This is a genomic window from Streptomyces sp. NPDC014861, assembly GCF_043081625.1.
In the GTDB taxonomy this organism is placed as follows: domain Bacteria; phylum Actinomycetota; class Actinomycetes; order Streptomycetales; family Streptomycetaceae; genus Streptomyces.
Map to the genome: position 1 here is coordinate 122,079 of NZ_JBIBWV010000019.1, position 16,323 is coordinate 138,401.

Consider the following 16,323-nt stretch of genomic DNA (forward strand, 5'->3'; position numbering starts at 1 on the left):
CTTTCTACGCGCATAGAGGGGGGAACGGGAGGAGCGGCCCTTCCATCGTGCCGGAAGGGCCGCTCCGGTGTGCTACTTCGCCAGGTGATCGGGGCCGAAGGCCTGCGGCAGCATCTGAGCCAGGGTGAGGAACCCGGCGGGCGTCTCCAGGACGAGTTCGGGGCCGCCGAACTCGTACAGGAGCTGCCGGCACCGGCCGCACGGGACCAGCGACTCGCCCCGGCCGTCGACGCACACGAAGTGGGTGAGACGACCGCCGCCGGTGGCCTGGAGCTGGGAGACCAGGCCGCACTCGGCGCAGAGCCCGAGCCCGAAGGAGGCGTTCTCGACGTTGCAGCCGGAGACCGTCCGCCCGTCGTCGACGAGGGCGGCCGCGCCGACCGGATAGCCCGAGTACGGGGCGTAGGCGCGGCCCATCGCGGCCCGGGCCTCCTTCCGCAGGGACTCCCAGTCGGGCCCGTCGGCGGGCGTCGTCACTTGCCCTGGCCCTTCCGGTAGGGCAGGCCGTCCGCCTTCGGCATCCTCAGCCGCTGTGCGGACAGGGCCAGCACGAGCAGCGTGGTGATGTACGGGGCGGCGTCGACGAACTGGCTCGGGACCTGGTCGGTCAGGGCGTACCAGAGGAAGAAGCCGACCGCGAAGACCGCGGAGACCACGGCGGGCACGTACTTCTTCTTGTACAGCTGCCAGGCGGCGGCGAGCACGAGCAGGATCGCGACGAGCAGCAGCAGCGCGTGGACGTTCTCGGCGCCGCCGCGGATCTTGAGGCTGTCGGTGAAGCCGAAGAGGCCGGCGCCGAGCGCCATGCCGCCGGGCATCCAGTTGCCGAAGATCATCGCGGCGAGACCGATGTAGCCGCGGCCGCCGGTCTGGCCCTCCTGGTAGATGCCTGTGGCGACGATCGCGAGGAAGGCGCCGCCGAGGCCGGCGAGGGCGCCGGACATGGTGACCGCGATGTACTTGTACTTGTAGACGTTGACGCCCAGGGACTCGGCGGCGACCGGGTTCTCGCCGCAGGAGCGCAGCCGCAGGCCGAAGGCGGTGCGCCACAGCACCCACCAGGTGGCCGGGATCAGCAGGATCGCGACGACGGTGAGCAGCGACAGGTTGGTGACCAGGCCGCCGAGGATGCCGGCGATGTCGGAGATCAGGAACCAGTGCTTCTGCTGGAGGTCCTGGAGCCAGTCGGACAACCCTGGGATGGTGATCTGGGTGATCTGGTCGATGCGCGGGGACTGCTTGGAGGAGCCGCCCTCGGCCTCGCCGAACGTGAAGTTCGACAGGTACATCGTGAAGCCGGCCGCGAGGATGTTGATGGCCACGCCGGAGACGATGTGGTTCACGTTGAAGGTGACCGTGATGATCGCGTGCAGCAGGCCGCCCAGCGCACCGCCGAGGAGACCGAAGAGGACGCCCACCCAGGGGCCCCACTGGTAGCCGGCCCAGGCACCGAACCAGGTGCCGAGGATCATCATGCCTTCGAGGCCGATGTTGACCACGCCCGCGCGCTCGGCCCACAGGCCGCCGAGGCCGGCGAGGCCGATCGGGACGGCGAGGCGGAGCGCGCCGGAGACCTGGCCGACGGAGGTCAGGTCGTCGGCGCCGGAGATGACCCGGACCAGCGAGAAGAGGACGAGGCCGGCCGCGACGATCAGCAGGATCCACGGCCAGGTGAGCTTGCGGCGCCCGGTCTTCCTGGGAGCGGCGCTCGGCTTGGCGACGGTACCGGTGCTCATGCCGAGACCTCCTTGTCGGTCTTGATGGCGCCGCCGGCGGCCAGCTCCTCGCCGACCTTCTGCTGCTGGCGGCGGGTGCCGTAACGGCGGACGAGCTCGTAGGAGACGACCACGGCGATCACGATGATGCCCTGCATGATCTGCGTGATCTCCTTCGGGTAGCCCTCGACGTCGAGCGAGGAGGACGCCTTGTCGAGGAACGCGAAGAGCAGGGCGGCGAAGAGGATGCCGACCGGGTTGTTCCGGCCGAGCAGCGCGATCGTGATGGCGGTGAAGCCGACGCCGACCGGGAACGACAGGCTGTACGTGTGGGTGTCGCCGAGCAGCGTGGGCATGCCGGAGAGACCGGCGAGGCCACCGGAGATGAGCATCGAGGTGAGGATCATCTTCTTGGCGTCGACACCGCTGGCCTGGGCCGCCGACTCGCTCTCGCCGGTGGCGCGCAGGTCGAAGCCGAAGCGGGTGCGGTTGAGGACGAACCAGTAGACGACGCCGAGGGCGAGCGCGACGAAGGTGAAGCCGTAGATCTCGCCGTTGCCCTGGCCCATGTCGATGCCGGGGAACCAGCCGGACTCGGAGATCTCACCGGTGGTGAGGTCGTTGGAGCCCGCGGGCTGGACGCCGAGGTTGGCCGGCAGGATCAGCCACGCGATCAGGGAGGTCGCGATGGCGTTCAGCATGATCGTGGAGACGACCTCGGAGACGCCCCGGGTGGTCTTGAGGAGGCCGGCGATGCCGGCCCAGAAGGCGCCGGTGAGGGCCGCGACGACCACGATCAGCAGGATGTGCAGCGGACCGGGCAGCTCGACGGAGGCGCCGACCACGGCCGAGAGCATCGCGGCGAGGCGGTACTGGCCGTCGACGCCGATGTTGAAGAGGTTCATCCGGAAGCCGATGGCGACGGCCAGGGCTGCCAGGTAGTAGATCCCCGTCTGGTTGACGATCAGGACCTGGATGTCCGAGTACTCGGCGTTCTCGATCATCAGCTGGATCGGCTCGATCGGGTCGAGACCCGTCGCGAGCAGCACCAGCATGGTGAGGACGAACGAGGAGACCAGCGCGAGCACCGGGCCCGCGGCCCCGATGATCAGCTTGTCCTTGTCGATCTTCTTCATCGGGCGTCACCGTCTTCGGACTGCTCGGTGCCTTCGAGGTGGCCGGTGGCCGCGCCGGTCATGGCGGAGCCCAGCTCCTCGGGCGTGATGGTGGCGGGGTCCGCGTCCGCGACGAGCTTGCCGCGGTACATGACCCGGAGGGTGTCGGAGAGGCCGATCAGCTCGTCGAGGTCGGCGGAGATCAGCAGGACCGCCAGGCCCTCGCGGCGGGCGTCCCGGATCGCGTCCCAGATCTGCGCCTGCGCGCCGACGTCCACACCGCGGGTGGGGTGGGCGGCGATCAGGAACTTCGGGCCGTGGCTCATCTCGCGGCCGACGATCAGCTTCTGCTGGTTGCCGCCGGAGAGGGAGGCCGCGGTCACGTCGATGCCCGGGGTGCGGACGTCGTACTCGCGGACGATCCGCTCGGTGTCCTTGCGGGCGGCCTTCGGGTCGAGGATGCCGCGCTTGGAGTTGGGCGCCTCGGTGACGTGGCCGAGGATGCGGTTCTCCCAGAGCGGGGCCTCCAGGAGCAGGCCGTGGCGGTGCCGGTCCTCGGGGATGTAGCCGATGCCGCCCTCGCGGCGCCCCCGCACGGAGACCTTGGAGATGTCCTCGCCGTCGAGCCGGATGACGCCCGCGTCGGGGGTGGCCATGCCCATCAGGGCCTCGATGAGCTCGGTCTGGCCGTTGCCCTCGACGCCCGCGATGCCGAGGACCTCGCCCTTGTGGATGGTGAGCGAGATGTCGTCGAGCAGCTTGCGGCCGGCCGCGACCTCCTGGACGACCGTCGTGCTCGACGGGTCGGCGGGGGCGGCGGTGGTCAGCGGGGCGCCGGTGGCACCGCCCTCCAGGAGGGTGAGGTTCTCGACCTGGAGCATGGCGACGTCGGTGACGGTCGACTCGCGGGTCTCCGGGGAGGGCAGCTCGCTGCCGACCATCAGCTCGGCGAGCTGCTTGGTGGTGGCGGTCTTCGGGTCGGCGGTGCCGACGGTGGTGCCGCGCCGGATGACGGTGATGTCGTCGGCGACCTTCAGGACCTCGCCCAGCTTGTGCGAGATGAAGATGACGGTGAGGCCCTCGGCCTTGAGCTCGCGCAGGTTGTCGAAGAGCGCGTCGACCTCCTGCGGGACGAGGACGGCGGTCGGCTCGTCGAGGATGAGGATCTTCGCACCGCGGTAGAGCACCTTGAGGATCTCGACGCGCTGCCGGTCGGCGACGCCGAGGTCCTCGACGAGGACGTCGGGGCGGACGCCGAGGCCGTACGCGTCGGAGATCTCCTTGATCTTCTTGCGGGCCTTGGCACCGATGCCGTAGAGCTTCTCGCCGCCGAGGACGACGTTCTCCAGGACGGTGAGGTTGTCGGCGAGCATGAAGTGCTGGTGCACCATGCCGATGCCGCGCGCGATGGCGTCGCCGGGGCTGGCGAAGGTGACCTGCTCCCCGTCGATGGCGATGGTGCCCTCGTCCGGCTTCTGCATGCCGTAGAGGATCTTCATCAGGGTCGACTTGCCGGCACCGTTCTCACCGATCAGGGCATGCACGGTGCCCTTGCGAACGGTGATCGCGATGTCCTTGTTGGCGACGACGCCGGGGAAGCGCTTGGTGATGCCGTGGAGTTCCACGGCAGGGGGGCTGGACGCGTTGATGACGCACTCTCCTTGGCCGAAAGGAGTGGGAGGCGAGGGCAGGGCGGGGCGAAGTTATCGTGCCGGTGCGACATCTACACGCGTAGCGCTGCCGAAAAGTGAAAACCCGTACGGGAATGGGCCCGGGGCCCGGTACTGGTGGGAGTCCCACCGGGGCCGGGCCCGCGGGCAACTGGTCGTGACCTGCGCGCCTTACGGGGCGGTCTTGACCGTGATCTTGCCGTCGATGATGTCCTTCTTCGCCTTGTCCACCGCGGCGATGAGGTCCGTCATGGACTTGTACTTCGGGTTCGAGTCGGCGAGGGCGACACCGTCGGTGGCGAGGCCGTAGCGGACCTCACCGACCTGCGGCTTGCCGTCCTTGACCGACTTGATCAGGTTGAAGACGGAGTCCGAGACGTCCTTGGTGACCGAGGTCAGGATCGCGTCCTTGTACTCGGCGAGACCGGCCTGGTTGTACTGGTCGGAGTCGACGCCGATGGCCCACTTGCCGGCCTTGGACGCGGCCTCGATCGCACCGGAGCCGGCGAGACCGGCGGCGGCGTAGATCACGTCGGCGCCCTTGTCGAGCTGGCCCTCCGCGGCGGCCTTGCCGAGGTCGGGCTTGGCGAAGCCGTCGAAGTTCGGCGGCTGGGTCAGGTACTGGGTGAGCACCTTCGCCTTGGGGTTGGTGTCCTTGACGCCCTGGACGTAGCCGGCCTCGAACTTCTTGATCAGCGGGACCTCGACACCGCCGATGAAGCCGACCGTGCCGGACTTCGACGCCTTGGCGGCGGCGACGCCGGCCAGGTAGGAGCCCTGCTCCTCGTTGAACACCATGTTGGCGATGTTCTTGCCGGTCACCGAGGTGTCGTCGATGATGCCGAAGGTCGTGTCCGGGAACTGGGCGGCGACCTTCTTGATGGCCGGGGCGTAGGCGAAGCCGACGCCGATGACCGGGTTGTTGCCGGCGCGGGCCAGCGAGGTGAGGCGCTGCACCTTGTCGGCGTCGCCCTCGCCGGACGACGGCTCGGCCTCGGAGCCGTCGACGTCGAGCTCGTCCTCGGCCTTCTTCAGACCCGCGTAGGCGGCGTCGTTGAAGGACTGGTCGCCGCGGCCGCCGATGTCGTACGCGATGGCGGCCTTGGAGGCCTTCGTGTCGGAGCCGGAGCCGCCCTCGGAGGAGGACTTGCCGCAGGCGGTGGCGGAAAGCGCGAGCGCCGCGGAGGCGATGCCCACGGTGGTGATCCTGGTGATCCGGCGCAAGAGGAGGGTCCCTTCAAGACTGACCGAAAGCGCCTCTTCCGGCGCTGGCTTTGCGGCGATCGTAACGCGCGTAGATGTCAGTTAAAGACCCGTTCATGAGTCGTTACCGTATCGACGCGAACCCACAGGCCACAGTACCCGTACACGCTTCGCGATCAAGAAGCAACCCCGTGTCATCAGCCGAGATGGGGGCGCGGGAAACGGCCGGGGCACCGCTCCCCCGCGGTCGGCGGGTGGGCGGTGCCCCGGTTCCGTACGCGTCAGTCGGCGTCGATCAGCGCGGCGGCGGTGAAGAGCTCCACGGCGGTCCGGATGCACTGCTCGTCGACGTCGAAGTCGCCCGCGTGGAGGTCGCGGACGCGCAGGTCCCCGGGGGTACGGACGCCGAGCCGGGCCATCGCGCCGGGCACGTGCTCCAGGTACCAGGAGAAGTCCTCGCCACCGAGGCTCTGCTCGGTGTCCTCGACGGAGTCGGCACCGCGGCGGGCGGTCATGGCGTCCCGGAGCAGCTCCACGATCACCGGGTCGTTGACCACCGGGGGGACGCCGCGGACGTAGTTCACGGTGGACTTGGCGCGGTGCAGCGCGGCGATCTCGTCGACGGCGGCGTGCACCAGGTCGGGCGCGTCGCGCCAGGTGGGCAGGTCGAGGCAGCGGACGGTGCCGGAGAGCTCGGCGTGCTGCGGGATGACGTTGGGCGCGTGGCCGGCCTCGATCCGGCCCCAGGTGACCGAGAGGCCCGAGCGGGCGTCGACCCGGCGGGCGAGCACGGCCGGGACGTCGGTGGCGATCCGGGCGGCGGCGGTCACCAGATCGGTGGTGAGGTGCGGACGGGCGGTGTGGCCGCCGGGGCCGTCGAGGGTGATCTCCAGGCGGTCGCAGGCCGAGGTGATGGGGCCGGTGCGGATCCCGATCTTCCCGGCGTCGACCTTGGGGTCGCAGTGGACGGCGATGATGCGGCCGACGCCGTCGAGGACTCCGGCCGCGACCGCGTCGGCGGCGCCGCCGGGCAGCACCTCCTCGGCCGGCTGGAAGAGCAGCCGCACCGGGCGGGGCAGCCGGCCCTCGCGGGCCAGCTCGGCGAGGACCAGGCCGGCGCCGAGGACGGTGGTGGTGTGCACGTCGTGGCCGCAGGCGTGCGCCCGGTTGGGGACGGTGGAGCGGTACGCGACGGTCTTGGCGTCCGGGATGGGCAGCGCGTCGAGGTCGGCGCGGACGGCGAGCATGGGGCGCCCGCCGTCCCAGGTGCCGATGTCACAGATGAGTCCCGTGCCGCCCGGGAGGACGCGCGGCGCGAGGCCGGCCGCCTCCAGGCGGGCCTTGAGCGCGGCGGTGGTACGGAACTCCTGGTTGCCGAGCTCGGGGTGCATGTGCAAGTCCCTGCGGAAGGCGATCAGTTCGTCGCGCAGGGCGGAGGACAGCGTTCCGGGCAGGGTGAAGGATCCGGGCTCACGGGTCTTCAACTGGTTCACCCTGTGAAGGGTAGGCCCATCCGGTGATCAACTGCCCGTTGATCACCAAAAGTTCAGCCCCTTAGGGGAAAGAATCTCGGTTTGCCGTGCATGGGACACACTCCGTATGGGTATGGTCACCCGAATTCGAGCCGGTCGACCGCGGAGCCGGTGCGCGGGGTGAGGCGGTCCGCCCCCGCCGCCGTCCCGGCGACGCCGGAGAGGAAGCCCTGGGCCCGCGGCGAGGCGGTGGCCTTGAGCCACTCGGGCGCGATCTCGCAGACCGCCACCTTCACCCCGGTGCCCGCCAGGGCGAGCGGCAGGGTGTGCACCACGGTGGAGGGGAAGCTGACGACGGTGGCGCCGATCGGGCCCCGCCGGGCGATCAGCTCCAGCGGCAGGTCGGGGCGGACCACCTGGAGGCCGGTCTCGACCGCGACCCGGTGCAGCTTCTCCGGGGTCTCCCGGCGGTGGGCGAAGTAGCGGGTGGCGCCGTGGGTGCGGGCCAGCTGTCCGACCACCCGGAGGTAGTGCTCCGCGTCGATCACGCCGGTCTCCACGAGCGAGGTGCCCACCAGATCCGCGCCGCCGGTGAGCGCGGGCGGTCCGAAGCGCTCCCGGGTCCACGCGTAGGTGTTCTCGGTGACCTCGGTGCCCGGCGGGGCCTGCACCGGCAGCGAGGTGAAGATCTCCACGCTCCGGCCGGGCCCGGGGGCCAGCCGGCGGCGCGCCAGCGAGGTGACCGGGGCGAGGACCAGCTCGCGCGGCCCGAGGTCGCCCTTGCGGTGCCAGCGGACCAGCCGCTCCCCGCCCGCCAGCTGGGCGGCGAACTCCATCGTCGCGGTGCCGTCGTCGACGACCGTGACGTGCCGGGGCCCGAAGAGCGTGAGCAGCAGCTGGACGTAGCGGGAGAAGGGGTCGCCGACGATCACGCGCCCGGCGGCGCGCAGCGGCCCGCCCAGCTCCCGCAGGGTGCGCACGAGCGCGCCGCGCCCGGCCCGCGCCTCCTGCCAGTGCACGGCGAACCCCTCGTCGCGGGCGAGCTGGGCCATCCGGCGCAGCTGGCCCCGCGACATGGGATCGGTCGGGGAGAGGACGACGATCCTGAGGTCGTCGGCGGCGGAGCCCCGCGGCCCCCCGGGCACCGGCCCGGGAGCCTCGCCGGCTCCCGGCGCCGGTGCGGGTCCCCCCGGCCCGGACGGATCCGGGAGCTCGGAGGGCGGAGCCCCCTGCCCGGACGGATCCGGGGACCCGGGGGACGGGGCCCCCTGCCCGGACGGATCCGGGAGCTCGGGGGAGGGTACGGGCGCCGCGGCGGCGGCCGGGGTGGTCCCCCGGCCGCGCGCGTGGGCCCACTCCAGGACGTTCAGGAGCTGGACGGGGCTCTCGACGAACGCCAGTCGGCCGGTCATGCGGAGACGGGCTCCAGGACGCGGCGGAGCTTCTTCATCGGGCCGAGCTCCGACTCGTACACCTTCTTCACGCCGTCGCCGAGCGCGGTCTCGATGGTGCGGATGTCGCGGACGAGGCGCTCCAGGCCCCCCGGCTCGACGGAGGCGGCCTGGTCCGAGCCCCACATGGCGCGGTCGAGGGTGATGTGGCGCTCGACGAAGGTGGCGCCGAGGGCGACGGCGGCCAGCGTGGTCTGGAGGCCGGTCTCGTGGCCGGAGTAGCCGATCGGGACGTTCGGGTACTCCTCCTGGAGCGTCTGGATGACGCGCAGGTTCAGCTCCTCGGCCTTGGCCGGGTAGGTGGAGGTGGCGTGGCAGAGCAGGATGTTGTCGCTGCCCAGGACCTCGACCGCGTGGCGGATCTGCTTCGGCGTCGACATGCCGGTGGAGAGGATGACCGTGCGGCCGGTGGCGCGCAGCTCGCGCAGCAGCTCGTCGTCGGTGAGGGAGGCGGAGGCCACCTTGTGGGCGGGGACATCGAACTTCTCCAGGAAGGCGACGGCCTCGGTGTCCCACGGGGAGGCGAACCAGTCGATGCCGCGCTCCTTGCAGTGCGCGTCGATCTGGCGGTACTCGTCCTCGCCGAACTCCACGCGGTGGCGGTAGTCGATGTACGTCATCCGGCCCCAGGGGGTGTCGCGCTCGATGTCCCACTGGTCGCGCGGGGTGCAGATCTCCGGGGTGCGCTTCTGGAACTTCACGGCGTCGCAGCCGGCCTCGGCGGCCACGTCGATCAGCTTGAAGGCGTTCTCGAGGTCGCCGTTGTGGTTGATGCCGATCTCGCCGCAGATGTAGACGGGCTGACCGGGACCGGCGGTCTTCGGGCCGAGGGTGCGCAGACGGGTGCTCATGGTGGTGCTTCCTTCAGTTCGGGAGAGGGGTGGGGGTGTTCAGCTCGGGTCCGAGGAGCCAGGCGGCGATCTCGCGGATCGCTCCGAAGCCGCCCGGGGTGACGGTGACCGCGCGGGCCGCGGCCCGGACGGAGTCGTGGGCGCTGCCCACCGCGACGGGCCAGCCGACGAGGTGGAAGCAGGGCAGGTCGTTGACGTCGTTGCCGGCGTAGAGGACGCGCGCGGGGTCGATGGACTCGGCCTCGCACCACTCCTTGAGGGCCAGGTCCTTGCGGTCGATCCCGTGCAGGACCGGGATCCTCAGCTTCCTGGCGCGGGCGGCGACGACGGGGTTCTGCTCGGTGGAGAGGATGAGGACGGGGAGCCCGGCGCGGCGGAGGGCCGCGATGCCGAGGCCGTCGCCGCGGTGGGCGGAGACGAACTCCCGCCCCTCCGCGTCGAGGTGCACCCGGTCGTCGGTCTGGGTGCCGTCGAAGTCGAGGACGACCGCGTCGACGTCGGCGAAACCGGGGGTGGCCGGCTCGTCGAGGAGCGGTGCCAGGGCCTTGGCGCGGGCCAGGTCGTGCGGGTCGTCGATCTCCAGGACGCGGGCCGGGTCGGTGACGACGACGGCGGTGCGGCCGAAGAAGCGGTGCCCGTGGGTACGGAAGCCGGCCGCGTCCATCGCGTAGACGGCGCCGGTCTCCAGGTACTCGGGCTCACGGTCCTGGCGGCGCGGGCGGTGGGCCTTGTCGTGGTTGACGCCGGTGGCGCCGTCGGCCGTCTCGCGCCAGAGGAAGCCGTGCGAGGGGGCGGCGGTGAAGGCGGTGTCGGCGGCGCCTGAGGTGATCCGGGCGACGGCCTCTGCGACCTCGGCGGAGGTGAGGAAGGGGCTGGTGCACTGGACGAGGAGGACCACGTCGACGGTGCGGCCGTGGGTGGCCTCGAAGGCGTCGAGGGCGTGCAGCACGGCGGACTCGCTGGTCGCGGTGTCGCCGGCGAGGGCGACCGGGCGCGGCACCGCCTCGGCGCCGAAGGAGCGGGCGGCGGCGGCGATCGCGTGGTCGTCGGTGGAGACGGCGACGTCGGTGACGCCGACGGCGCCGAGGCAGGCCCGGACGGCCCGGCCGACCAGCGGGATCCCGGCGACCGGGGCGAGGTTCTTGGCGGGGACGCCCTTGGATCCGCCCCGCGCGGGGACGACGGCGAGCACGGTGGGGCTCGGCTTCTTCAGGGTCATCACAGTTCTCCCAGGCGTCGGACGACGGGGGCCACGCGCTGGACGCCGTGGCGGTAGGCGCCGCGCGCCGCCTCGCGGACGATCCGGCGCAGTCCGCTGTCGCGGGCCGGTGGCGCGGTGACGTCCAGGCGGTGGCGGGCGAGGATCCCCGGCAGGTAGCCGGGGGCCGTCTCCGCGGTGTAGTAGGGGCTGATCGGGGGGAGGCCGGGCAGCGCGAGGAGCTTGGCGACCCGCTCGCGGGCGGCGTCGAAGGCGGAGTCGTACCCGCCGTCGGACGCCACGCCCTGCCGGGCCAGCCACTCCTCGTCGGGCTCGGGCGCCTCGCCCCGGTCGAGCCGGTCGAAGGAGGCCAGGAGGCCGGAGCCGATGAAGTGGTGGTTGCCGTTGACCTCGCGGACACCGCAGTCGGTGAGGATCGCGGTGGGGATCCGTCGGTGCAGCGCCTCCAGGGCGGCCGTGGAGGAGACGGTGACCAGCAGGTCGGTGCGGTCCAGGACCTCGCCCATGTGCCCGTAGACCAGGCGGAAGTTGGCGGGCGGGTCCAGATCGCGCACCAGCCGCTGGTACGGGTGCTCCTCCAGGTGCGTGGTGTGCTCGCCGGGCTTGGAGCGGAGCTTGAGGAGGACCTCGCGCTCCGGACGCAGCCGGGCGTGCCGGACCAGCCGCTCCAGCACGTACGCCCGCTCGGCCCGGGTGACCGGTACGGACGGCTGGGCGGCGAACACCAGGGTGTCGCGGCCCTCTTCGGCGCGGTACGGGGCACCGCCGAGGAACGGCAGCGCGGCCTCGACGACCGACTCGGCGCCCGCGCCCACCCCTTCGTACACGGCGCGGAACCGGTCCGCGTCGTGGCGGGAGTTGGCGAGGACGACATCGGCGCCGTGGCGCAGCAGCAGTCCGTCGGCCAGCTTCTCGTAGACCACGCCGACGTATCCGGTGACGATCACCGGCCGGCGGTCGAGGCCGAGGTCGGCGAGGCCCTGGAGGACGGCCCGGACGGTGCCGCCGACGAGCGCCAGGACGACCACGTCGTACCGCTCGCCGCGGGCCTCCGCGTCCCGCACCTCGCGCAGGAACTCCGCCCCGGTCACCTCGCGCGGGGCGGCCGTGGAGGCCCCCGTCTCGGCGAGCTGGCGGGCGGTGGGGGTGGCGCGGCCGCGGAGCACGAAACCGGTCGGCTCGGTGTCCGCGGCGGTGATGCGGCGCGCGGTGAGCGCACCCCATTTCCACCGGGTGTCGGAATCCGCGAGTACGGCGATCCGTACCGCTTCACTGGAACTTGCTGGCACGTCGAGGACGCTAGAAGGGCATTCCGGTCTACGGCCCAACTGAGCCGCAACAAACGGTGAACAGCACCTCTCCGCGATCTGAAGCGGCCCGGGATTCAGCCGTTGGACGGCCCGAAATCCCCTCGGGTAAAGGCGGTTAATCAGCCCGCCGCTTCGTGTTCACCGAAAATCCCCCGGCCGGTCGGCGGAGCGGCCGGGCGGGCGCCTAGCGTCGGCCGCGTGGTCAAGCTCTCCGTCGTCGTGCCGTTCTTCAACGTGCAGACATACGCCCCCGACACCCTCGCCAGTCTGCGCGCCAACGCCCGCGACGACTTCGAGTTCCTCCTCGTCGACGACTGCTCGTCCGACGACACCCCCGAACTCCTCGAACGCGCCGCCCGCGAACTGCCCGGCGCCGTCCTGATCCGGCACGAGCGGAACGAGGGCCTGGCGACCGCCCGCAACACCGGCCTCGACGCGGCCCGAGGCGAGTTCATCACCTTCCTCGACGGGGACGACTGGCTCTCCCCCGGCTACTACGGGCGCCTGGTCGGGGCCGCGGAGGAGCTCGGCTGCGACTTCCTGCGCACCGACCACACCTCGGTCACCGGCCGCGCCCGCTCGGTCCGCCGGGCCCCCGTCCCGCGCCGCGAGGAGGTCCTCGACCCGCGCGAGGCGATCCTCCCCGCCCACCGCACCACCTCCGTCGACTACCCCTTCGCCTGGGCCGGCGTCTACCACCGCAGGCTCCTCGACCGGGGCCTGCTGCACTTCCCGCACGGCCTGCGCACCGCCGAGGACCGGCCCTGGATCTGGCGGCTGCACCGCGAGGCGGAATCCTTCGCCGCCATCGGCGAACTCGGTGTCTTCTACCGGCGCGGAGTGGCGACCTCGCTCACCCAGATCGGCGACGTCCGGCAATTGGATTTCATCCGCGCATTCGACCAGGTGATCGCGGAGACCGCCCAGGACAAGGAAGCGGACCGCTTTCTCCCGAAAGCCGTCCGCACCTATTGCGCGGTCATCGCCCACCACATCGGCTCGATACAGAAGTTCGAACCCGACGTGGCCCGGCAGCTGAAGGCGATGAGCGCCGGCGCGCTGCGCCGCATGCCGCAGGACGTCCTCGAACAGGCGCTGACCGCGATGGGCGGCGACCGCGCCGCCGTCCTGCGCAAGCTGCGCCGCCGGCGCCCGGCGCCCCCGCCGCCGGCCCCGCCGGGCGGTCGCGGCCCCGCCGGCACGACCCCCTCGGAGGTGGCCGCGTGAGCACGGCCCGTACCACCCAGATCTTCGCCGCCTCCACCCTCTACGGGGCGGTCACCCTGGCCGCCGCCATAGACAGCGGCTGCTTCGGCACCGCCGCCCGGCGGATCCTCCTCGTCACCAACAACGCGCCCGTCCCCGAGACCACCCCGGCCTTCGACGAGGCCGAGGGCTTCGGGCGGATCGGCGACCGCTTCGACGAGGTGGTGTCCTGGAACGAGACCATCTCCCCGCTCCACCCCGGCGGCTGGACCCCGCGCGGCCAGGACGTGCCGATGCTCCAGCGCCACCTCCGCAAGGTGTGGGGACTCGACGGCGGCCGGATCGAGCTGGTCCTGGAGTCCATCCAGGTCACCCCCGCGCTCGCCCTCGCCCAACTGCTCCCGGAGGCGGCGATCACCGTCTACGCGGACGGCCTGATGAGCTACGGCCCCACCCGCAACAAGATCGACCCGCTGATCGGCGGCCGGGCCGCCCGCCTCCTCCACCTCGATCTGGTGCCGGGGCTGCGGCCGCTGCTGCTCGGCGAGTTCGGCGCGGTGCCGGAGACCGTACCCGTGGAGGCGTTCACCAAGGCCGTCGCGGAGCTCGCCGGCACCGACGCGCCCGCCGCGGGCGACGAGGGCCCGGCGCTGCTCCTCGGCCAGTACCTGGCCGCGCTCCACCTGATGACGGCGGCCGAGGAGGAGGAGCTGCACCTGAGCATGGTGCGCGGCGCGGTCGCCCGCGGCCACCGGCGCCTCGTCTTCAAGCCGCACCCCACCGCCCCCGACTCCTGGACGGCCTCGCTGGCCGAGGAGGCCGGCCGGCTCGGTGCCGAGCTCGTGGTGGAGACCCGCCCGGTCCTCGCCGAGGTGCTCTACCGGGAGCTGCGGCCCGCGCTGGTCGTCGGCTGCTTCTCGACGGCGCTGATGACCGCCCGCACCTTCTACGGCCTGCCGGTCGCCCGGGTCGGCACCCGGGAACTGCTCCAGCGGCTCACCCCGTTCCAGAACAGCAACCGGATCCCGCTGACGGTGGTCGACGCGGTCGTGCCGCCGCTGGTGCCAGGACCGGAGGACGAGGAGCCGGTGACGGACGCCGCCCGCCTCGACGACCTGGTCGCCGCGGTCGGCTTCGCGATGCAGCCGAACATAAGGGCCGACCTGCGGGAGGCGGCGGTACGCCATCTGTCCGGGCCGTACGCCGAGCGCACCCGGCACCACTTCACCCGCCGCCGGCTCACCGTCCTGGACCTCCCGGGCGGCCTGCCGGTCCCCCGGCACCCCCGGGTGCGCCGCCTGGCCCGCCGGGCCCTGCGGCTGCGCAAGGCCCTGAGGAAGTAGCACCGCAGGACCGGCCCGGGACCCGTGCGGGGGTTCCGGGCCCGCCGTCCTCACGCGCGGGTGATCGGCTCCTGGAGCTCGGTCACCCAGCCGGCCGGGTCCTCCGGGCACTCCAGGTACAGCTCGCGGGCGTAGCCGGCGGAGGCGTGGCCGTTGACGTCGATCCAGGAGGCGAGGGCCTGCGCGGTCGGCAGGATGTCGTCCATGGCTCCGCGGTGGACGACGGTGGCCGCCTCGTCGATGCCGGGCAGCACGTGCACGCGCACCCCGTCCGCCTCGGTGCCCTCGGGCACGGACATGCAGGCGTGCACGACGATCGACCCGTCGCCCTCGCCCGCGTCCTCGTAGTACGCGATCCCCGGCCCGAAGCCGGTGACCCCGGCCGCCTCCAGGCGGCCGCACAGCTCCCCGTACAGCGGCCCGATGACGGGCGAGATGGCCCCGGGCTCGAAGCCCGCGGCGACCGCGCTCAGCTCGGCGACCCGGACGGCGGGGATCTTCTTGACGACGACGTCCTGCGTGGACATGCGTCCCTCGCTCTCGATGGCTCGGAGCCGCGCGCCGACCTGGGCGAGCCGGGCCCGCGACGCTTCCAGGGCCGCTTCCAGCTCGGCCTGGCGCAGTCTCAGCATCCCGCGCAGCTCCTCCGCGCCGATCTCGTCCCCGAGGATGGCCCCCACCTGTTCCAGGGTGAAGCCGAGGTCCTTGAGCGCGATGACGCGATTGAGCCGCGCGAGCTGGTCCGCCGTGTAGCGGCGGTACCCGCTGTACGGGTCGACGTGGGCCGGGCGCAGCAGTCCGATGCTGTCGTAGTGACGCAGCATCCGGACCGACACCCGCCCGTGCCGGGCGAAGTCTCCGATGTTGAACATGACGCCCCCTACGGAACGGCCTCACACGGTGTGAGGGTCAACCGGCTCCGGTCAGGCGGCGCTGCTGAGGGAGAGTTTCACGGCGAAGCCGAGGAAGAGGGCGCCGGCGGCGGAGGTGGCGCCGGCGGAGAGGCGCTTGCGGCGGCGGAAGGCGGCGGCGAGGCGGGTGCCGCTGAAGATCAGGGTCGTCAGGTAGAGGAAGCTGCCGAGCTGGAGCAGGCCGCCGAGGACCAGGAAGGAGAGCGCCGGGTAGGCGTAGGAGGGGTCGACGAACTGCACGAAGAAGGAGATCAGGAAGAGGATCGCCTTCGGGTTGAAGAGGCTGATGATCAGCGCCCGGCGGTAGGGGTGCTCGTTGGGGCCGGTCTCCGCGGCGGCGGTCTCGGCGGTGGCGGGTTCGCGGCGGGAGCGCCACATCTCCAGGGCCGCGCGGAGCATTCCGTACGCCATCCAGGCCAGGTAGCCGGCGCCCGCGTACTTCACGACGGTGAAGAGGAGCGGGGTGGTCTGGAGGAGGGAGGCGGCGCCGAGGGCGGCGAGGGTCATCAGGACGGTGTCGCCGGTGAAGACGCCGGCGGCGGCCTTGTACCCGGTCCGGGTGCCCTTGCGGGCCGCGACGGACAGCACGTAGAGCGAGTTCGGCCCCGGGAGAAGGATGATGAGGACGAGCCCGGCGAGATAGGTCGGCAGATCGGTGACACCCAGCATGGGCGGAGTGTCGCACATGGGTGCGACACTCCGCAGTGACCTGCGTCTATGTGATACGCGGGGGCCACGGCAGGACCGGCAGGCCCGGCAGGCCCTAGTAGTGCTTTGTTAGGTGGTCTTGTCACGGCTTGTGTTCGGTAGTTCGCTGGCCGTATGAGGGCTGGGGAACTTGCTGGGGTGCGGGTCCG

14 protein-coding genes are annotated in these 16,323 nt (G+C 71.9%); 2 read left to right on the plus strand and 12 right to left on the minus strand.

The annotated features are described in order from the left end of the window. Positions 1-72 precede the first annotated feature (72 nt). The 10 genes from ACF1BN_RS28840 to ACF1BN_RS28885 form a co-directional block, all read right to left on the minus strand. A complete protein-coding gene (locus ACF1BN_RS28840) occupies positions 73-477 on the minus strand; it encodes a cytidine deaminase (protein WP_392334514.1) in 405 nt (134 codons plus the stop codon). After that, positions 474-1,736, minus strand: a complete 1,263-nt coding sequence (locus ACF1BN_RS28845) for an ABC transporter permease (RefSeq protein WP_392334515.1) — start codon at positions 1,734-1,736, stop codon at positions 474-476. The genes ACF1BN_RS28840 and ACF1BN_RS28845 overlap by 4 nt, the downstream gene beginning before the upstream one ends. Continuing rightward, a complete protein-coding gene (locus ACF1BN_RS28850; protein ID WP_392334516.1) occupies positions 1,733-2,851 on the minus strand; it encodes an ABC transporter permease in 1,119 nt (372 codons plus the stop codon). Before ACF1BN_RS28850 ends, ACF1BN_RS28845 begins: the two co-directional genes overlap by 4 nt. Further along, positions 2,848-4,455, minus strand: coding sequence for an ABC transporter ATP-binding protein (locus ACF1BN_RS28855; protein WP_392334517.1), 1,608 nt, complete (start codon positions 4,453-4,455; stop codon positions 2,848-2,850). Before ACF1BN_RS28855 ends, ACF1BN_RS28850 begins: the two co-directional genes overlap by 4 nt. A gap of 216 nt (positions 4,456-4,671) precedes the next feature. Next, entirely contained in the window at positions 4,672-5,724 is a 1,053-nt protein-coding gene (locus ACF1BN_RS28860) for a BMP family protein (protein ID WP_392334518.1), read from the minus strand. 260 nt (positions 5,725-5,984) lie between these two features. Further along, positions 5,985-7,196 (minus strand): amidohydrolase, encoded by a 1,212-nt coding sequence (locus ACF1BN_RS28865; protein WP_392334519.1) that lies wholly within the window; start codon positions 7,194-7,196, stop codon positions 5,985-5,987. Between the two features lie 116 nt (positions 7,197-7,312). Beyond that, positions 7,313-8,587 (minus strand): hypothetical protein, encoded by a 1,275-nt coding sequence (locus ACF1BN_RS28870; RefSeq protein ID WP_392334520.1) that lies wholly within the window; start codon positions 8,585-8,587, stop codon positions 7,313-7,315. Then, the gene (locus ACF1BN_RS28875) at positions 8,584-9,477 is read right to left on the minus strand and encodes an N-acetylneuraminate synthase family protein (protein WP_392334521.1); all 894 of its coding nucleotides are present in this window, start codon (positions 9,475-9,477) and stop codon (positions 8,584-8,586) included. Before ACF1BN_RS28875 ends, ACF1BN_RS28870 begins: the two co-directional genes overlap by 4 nt. Positions 9,478-9,490: 13 nt before the next feature. Then, on the minus strand, positions 9,491-10,696 hold the full coding sequence (locus tag ACF1BN_RS28880; RefSeq protein ID WP_392334522.1) for a cytidylyltransferase domain-containing protein: 1,206 nt from the start codon (positions 10,694-10,696) through the stop codon (positions 9,491-9,493). Then, positions 10,696-11,985 (minus strand): DUF6716 putative glycosyltransferase, encoded by a 1,290-nt coding sequence (locus ACF1BN_RS28885; protein WP_392334523.1) that lies wholly within the window; start codon positions 11,983-11,985, stop codon positions 10,696-10,698. Before ACF1BN_RS28885 ends, ACF1BN_RS28880 begins: the two co-directional genes overlap by 1 nt. Positions 11,986-12,204: 219 nt before the next feature. On the opposite strand from ACF1BN_RS28885, the gene ACF1BN_RS28890 reads away from it, so the two are divergent. Together ACF1BN_RS28890 and ACF1BN_RS28895 are read left to right on the plus strand one after the other, a co-directional pair. After that, on the plus strand, positions 12,205-13,233 hold the full coding sequence (locus ACF1BN_RS28890) for a glycosyltransferase family 2 protein (protein WP_392334524.1): 1,029 nt from the start codon (positions 12,205-12,207) through the stop codon (positions 13,231-13,233). Further along, entirely contained in the window at positions 13,230-14,555 is a 1,326-nt protein-coding gene (locus tag ACF1BN_RS28895) for a polysialyltransferase family glycosyltransferase (RefSeq protein WP_392334525.1), read from the plus strand. Before ACF1BN_RS28890 ends, ACF1BN_RS28895 begins: the two co-directional genes overlap by 4 nt. Positions 14,556-14,605: 50 nt before the next feature. On the opposite strand, the gene ACF1BN_RS28900 is transcribed toward ACF1BN_RS28895, so the two are convergent. Next, positions 14,606-15,427, minus strand: coding sequence for a MerR family transcriptional regulator (locus ACF1BN_RS28900; protein ID WP_392334526.1), 822 nt, complete (start codon positions 15,425-15,427; stop codon positions 14,606-14,608). 51 nt (positions 15,428-15,478) lie between these two features. Beyond that, the gene (leuE, locus tag ACF1BN_RS28905) at positions 15,479-16,135 is read right to left on the minus strand and encodes a leucine efflux protein LeuE (RefSeq protein ID WP_392334527.1); all 657 of its coding nucleotides are present in this window, start codon (positions 16,133-16,135) and stop codon (positions 15,479-15,481) included. Positions 16,136-16,323: the final 188 nt, after the last annotated feature.

Bases quoted from the DNA above. Each gene is read 5' to 3' on its own strand.
- ACF1BN_RS28845 (WP_392334515.1), bottom strand. From the start codon at position 1,736: ATGAGCACCGGTACCGTCGCCAAGCCGAGCGCCGCTCCCAGGAAGACC.
- leuE (WP_392334527.1), bottom strand. From the start codon at position 16,135: ATGCTGGGTGTCACCGATCTGCCGACCTATCTCGCCGGGCTCGTCCTC.
- ACF1BN_RS28870 (WP_392334520.1), bottom strand. From the start codon at position 8,587: ATGACCGGCCGACTGGCGTTCGTCGAGAGCCCCGTCCAGCTCCTGAAC.
- ACF1BN_RS28850 (WP_392334516.1), bottom strand. From the start codon at position 2,851: ATGAAGAAGATCGACAAGGACAAGCTGATCATCGGGGCCGCGGGCCCG.
- ACF1BN_RS28875 (WP_392334521.1), bottom strand. From the start codon at position 9,477: ATGAGCACCCGTCTGCGCACCCTCGGCCCGAAGACCGCCGGTCCCGGT.
- ACF1BN_RS28900 (WP_392334526.1), bottom strand. From the start codon at position 15,427: ATGTTCAACATCGGAGACTTCGCCCGGCACGGGCGGGTGTCGGTCCGG.
- ACF1BN_RS28880 (WP_392334522.1), bottom strand. From the start codon at position 10,696: ATGACCCTGAAGAAGCCGAGCCCCACCGTGCTCGCCGTCGTCCCCGCG.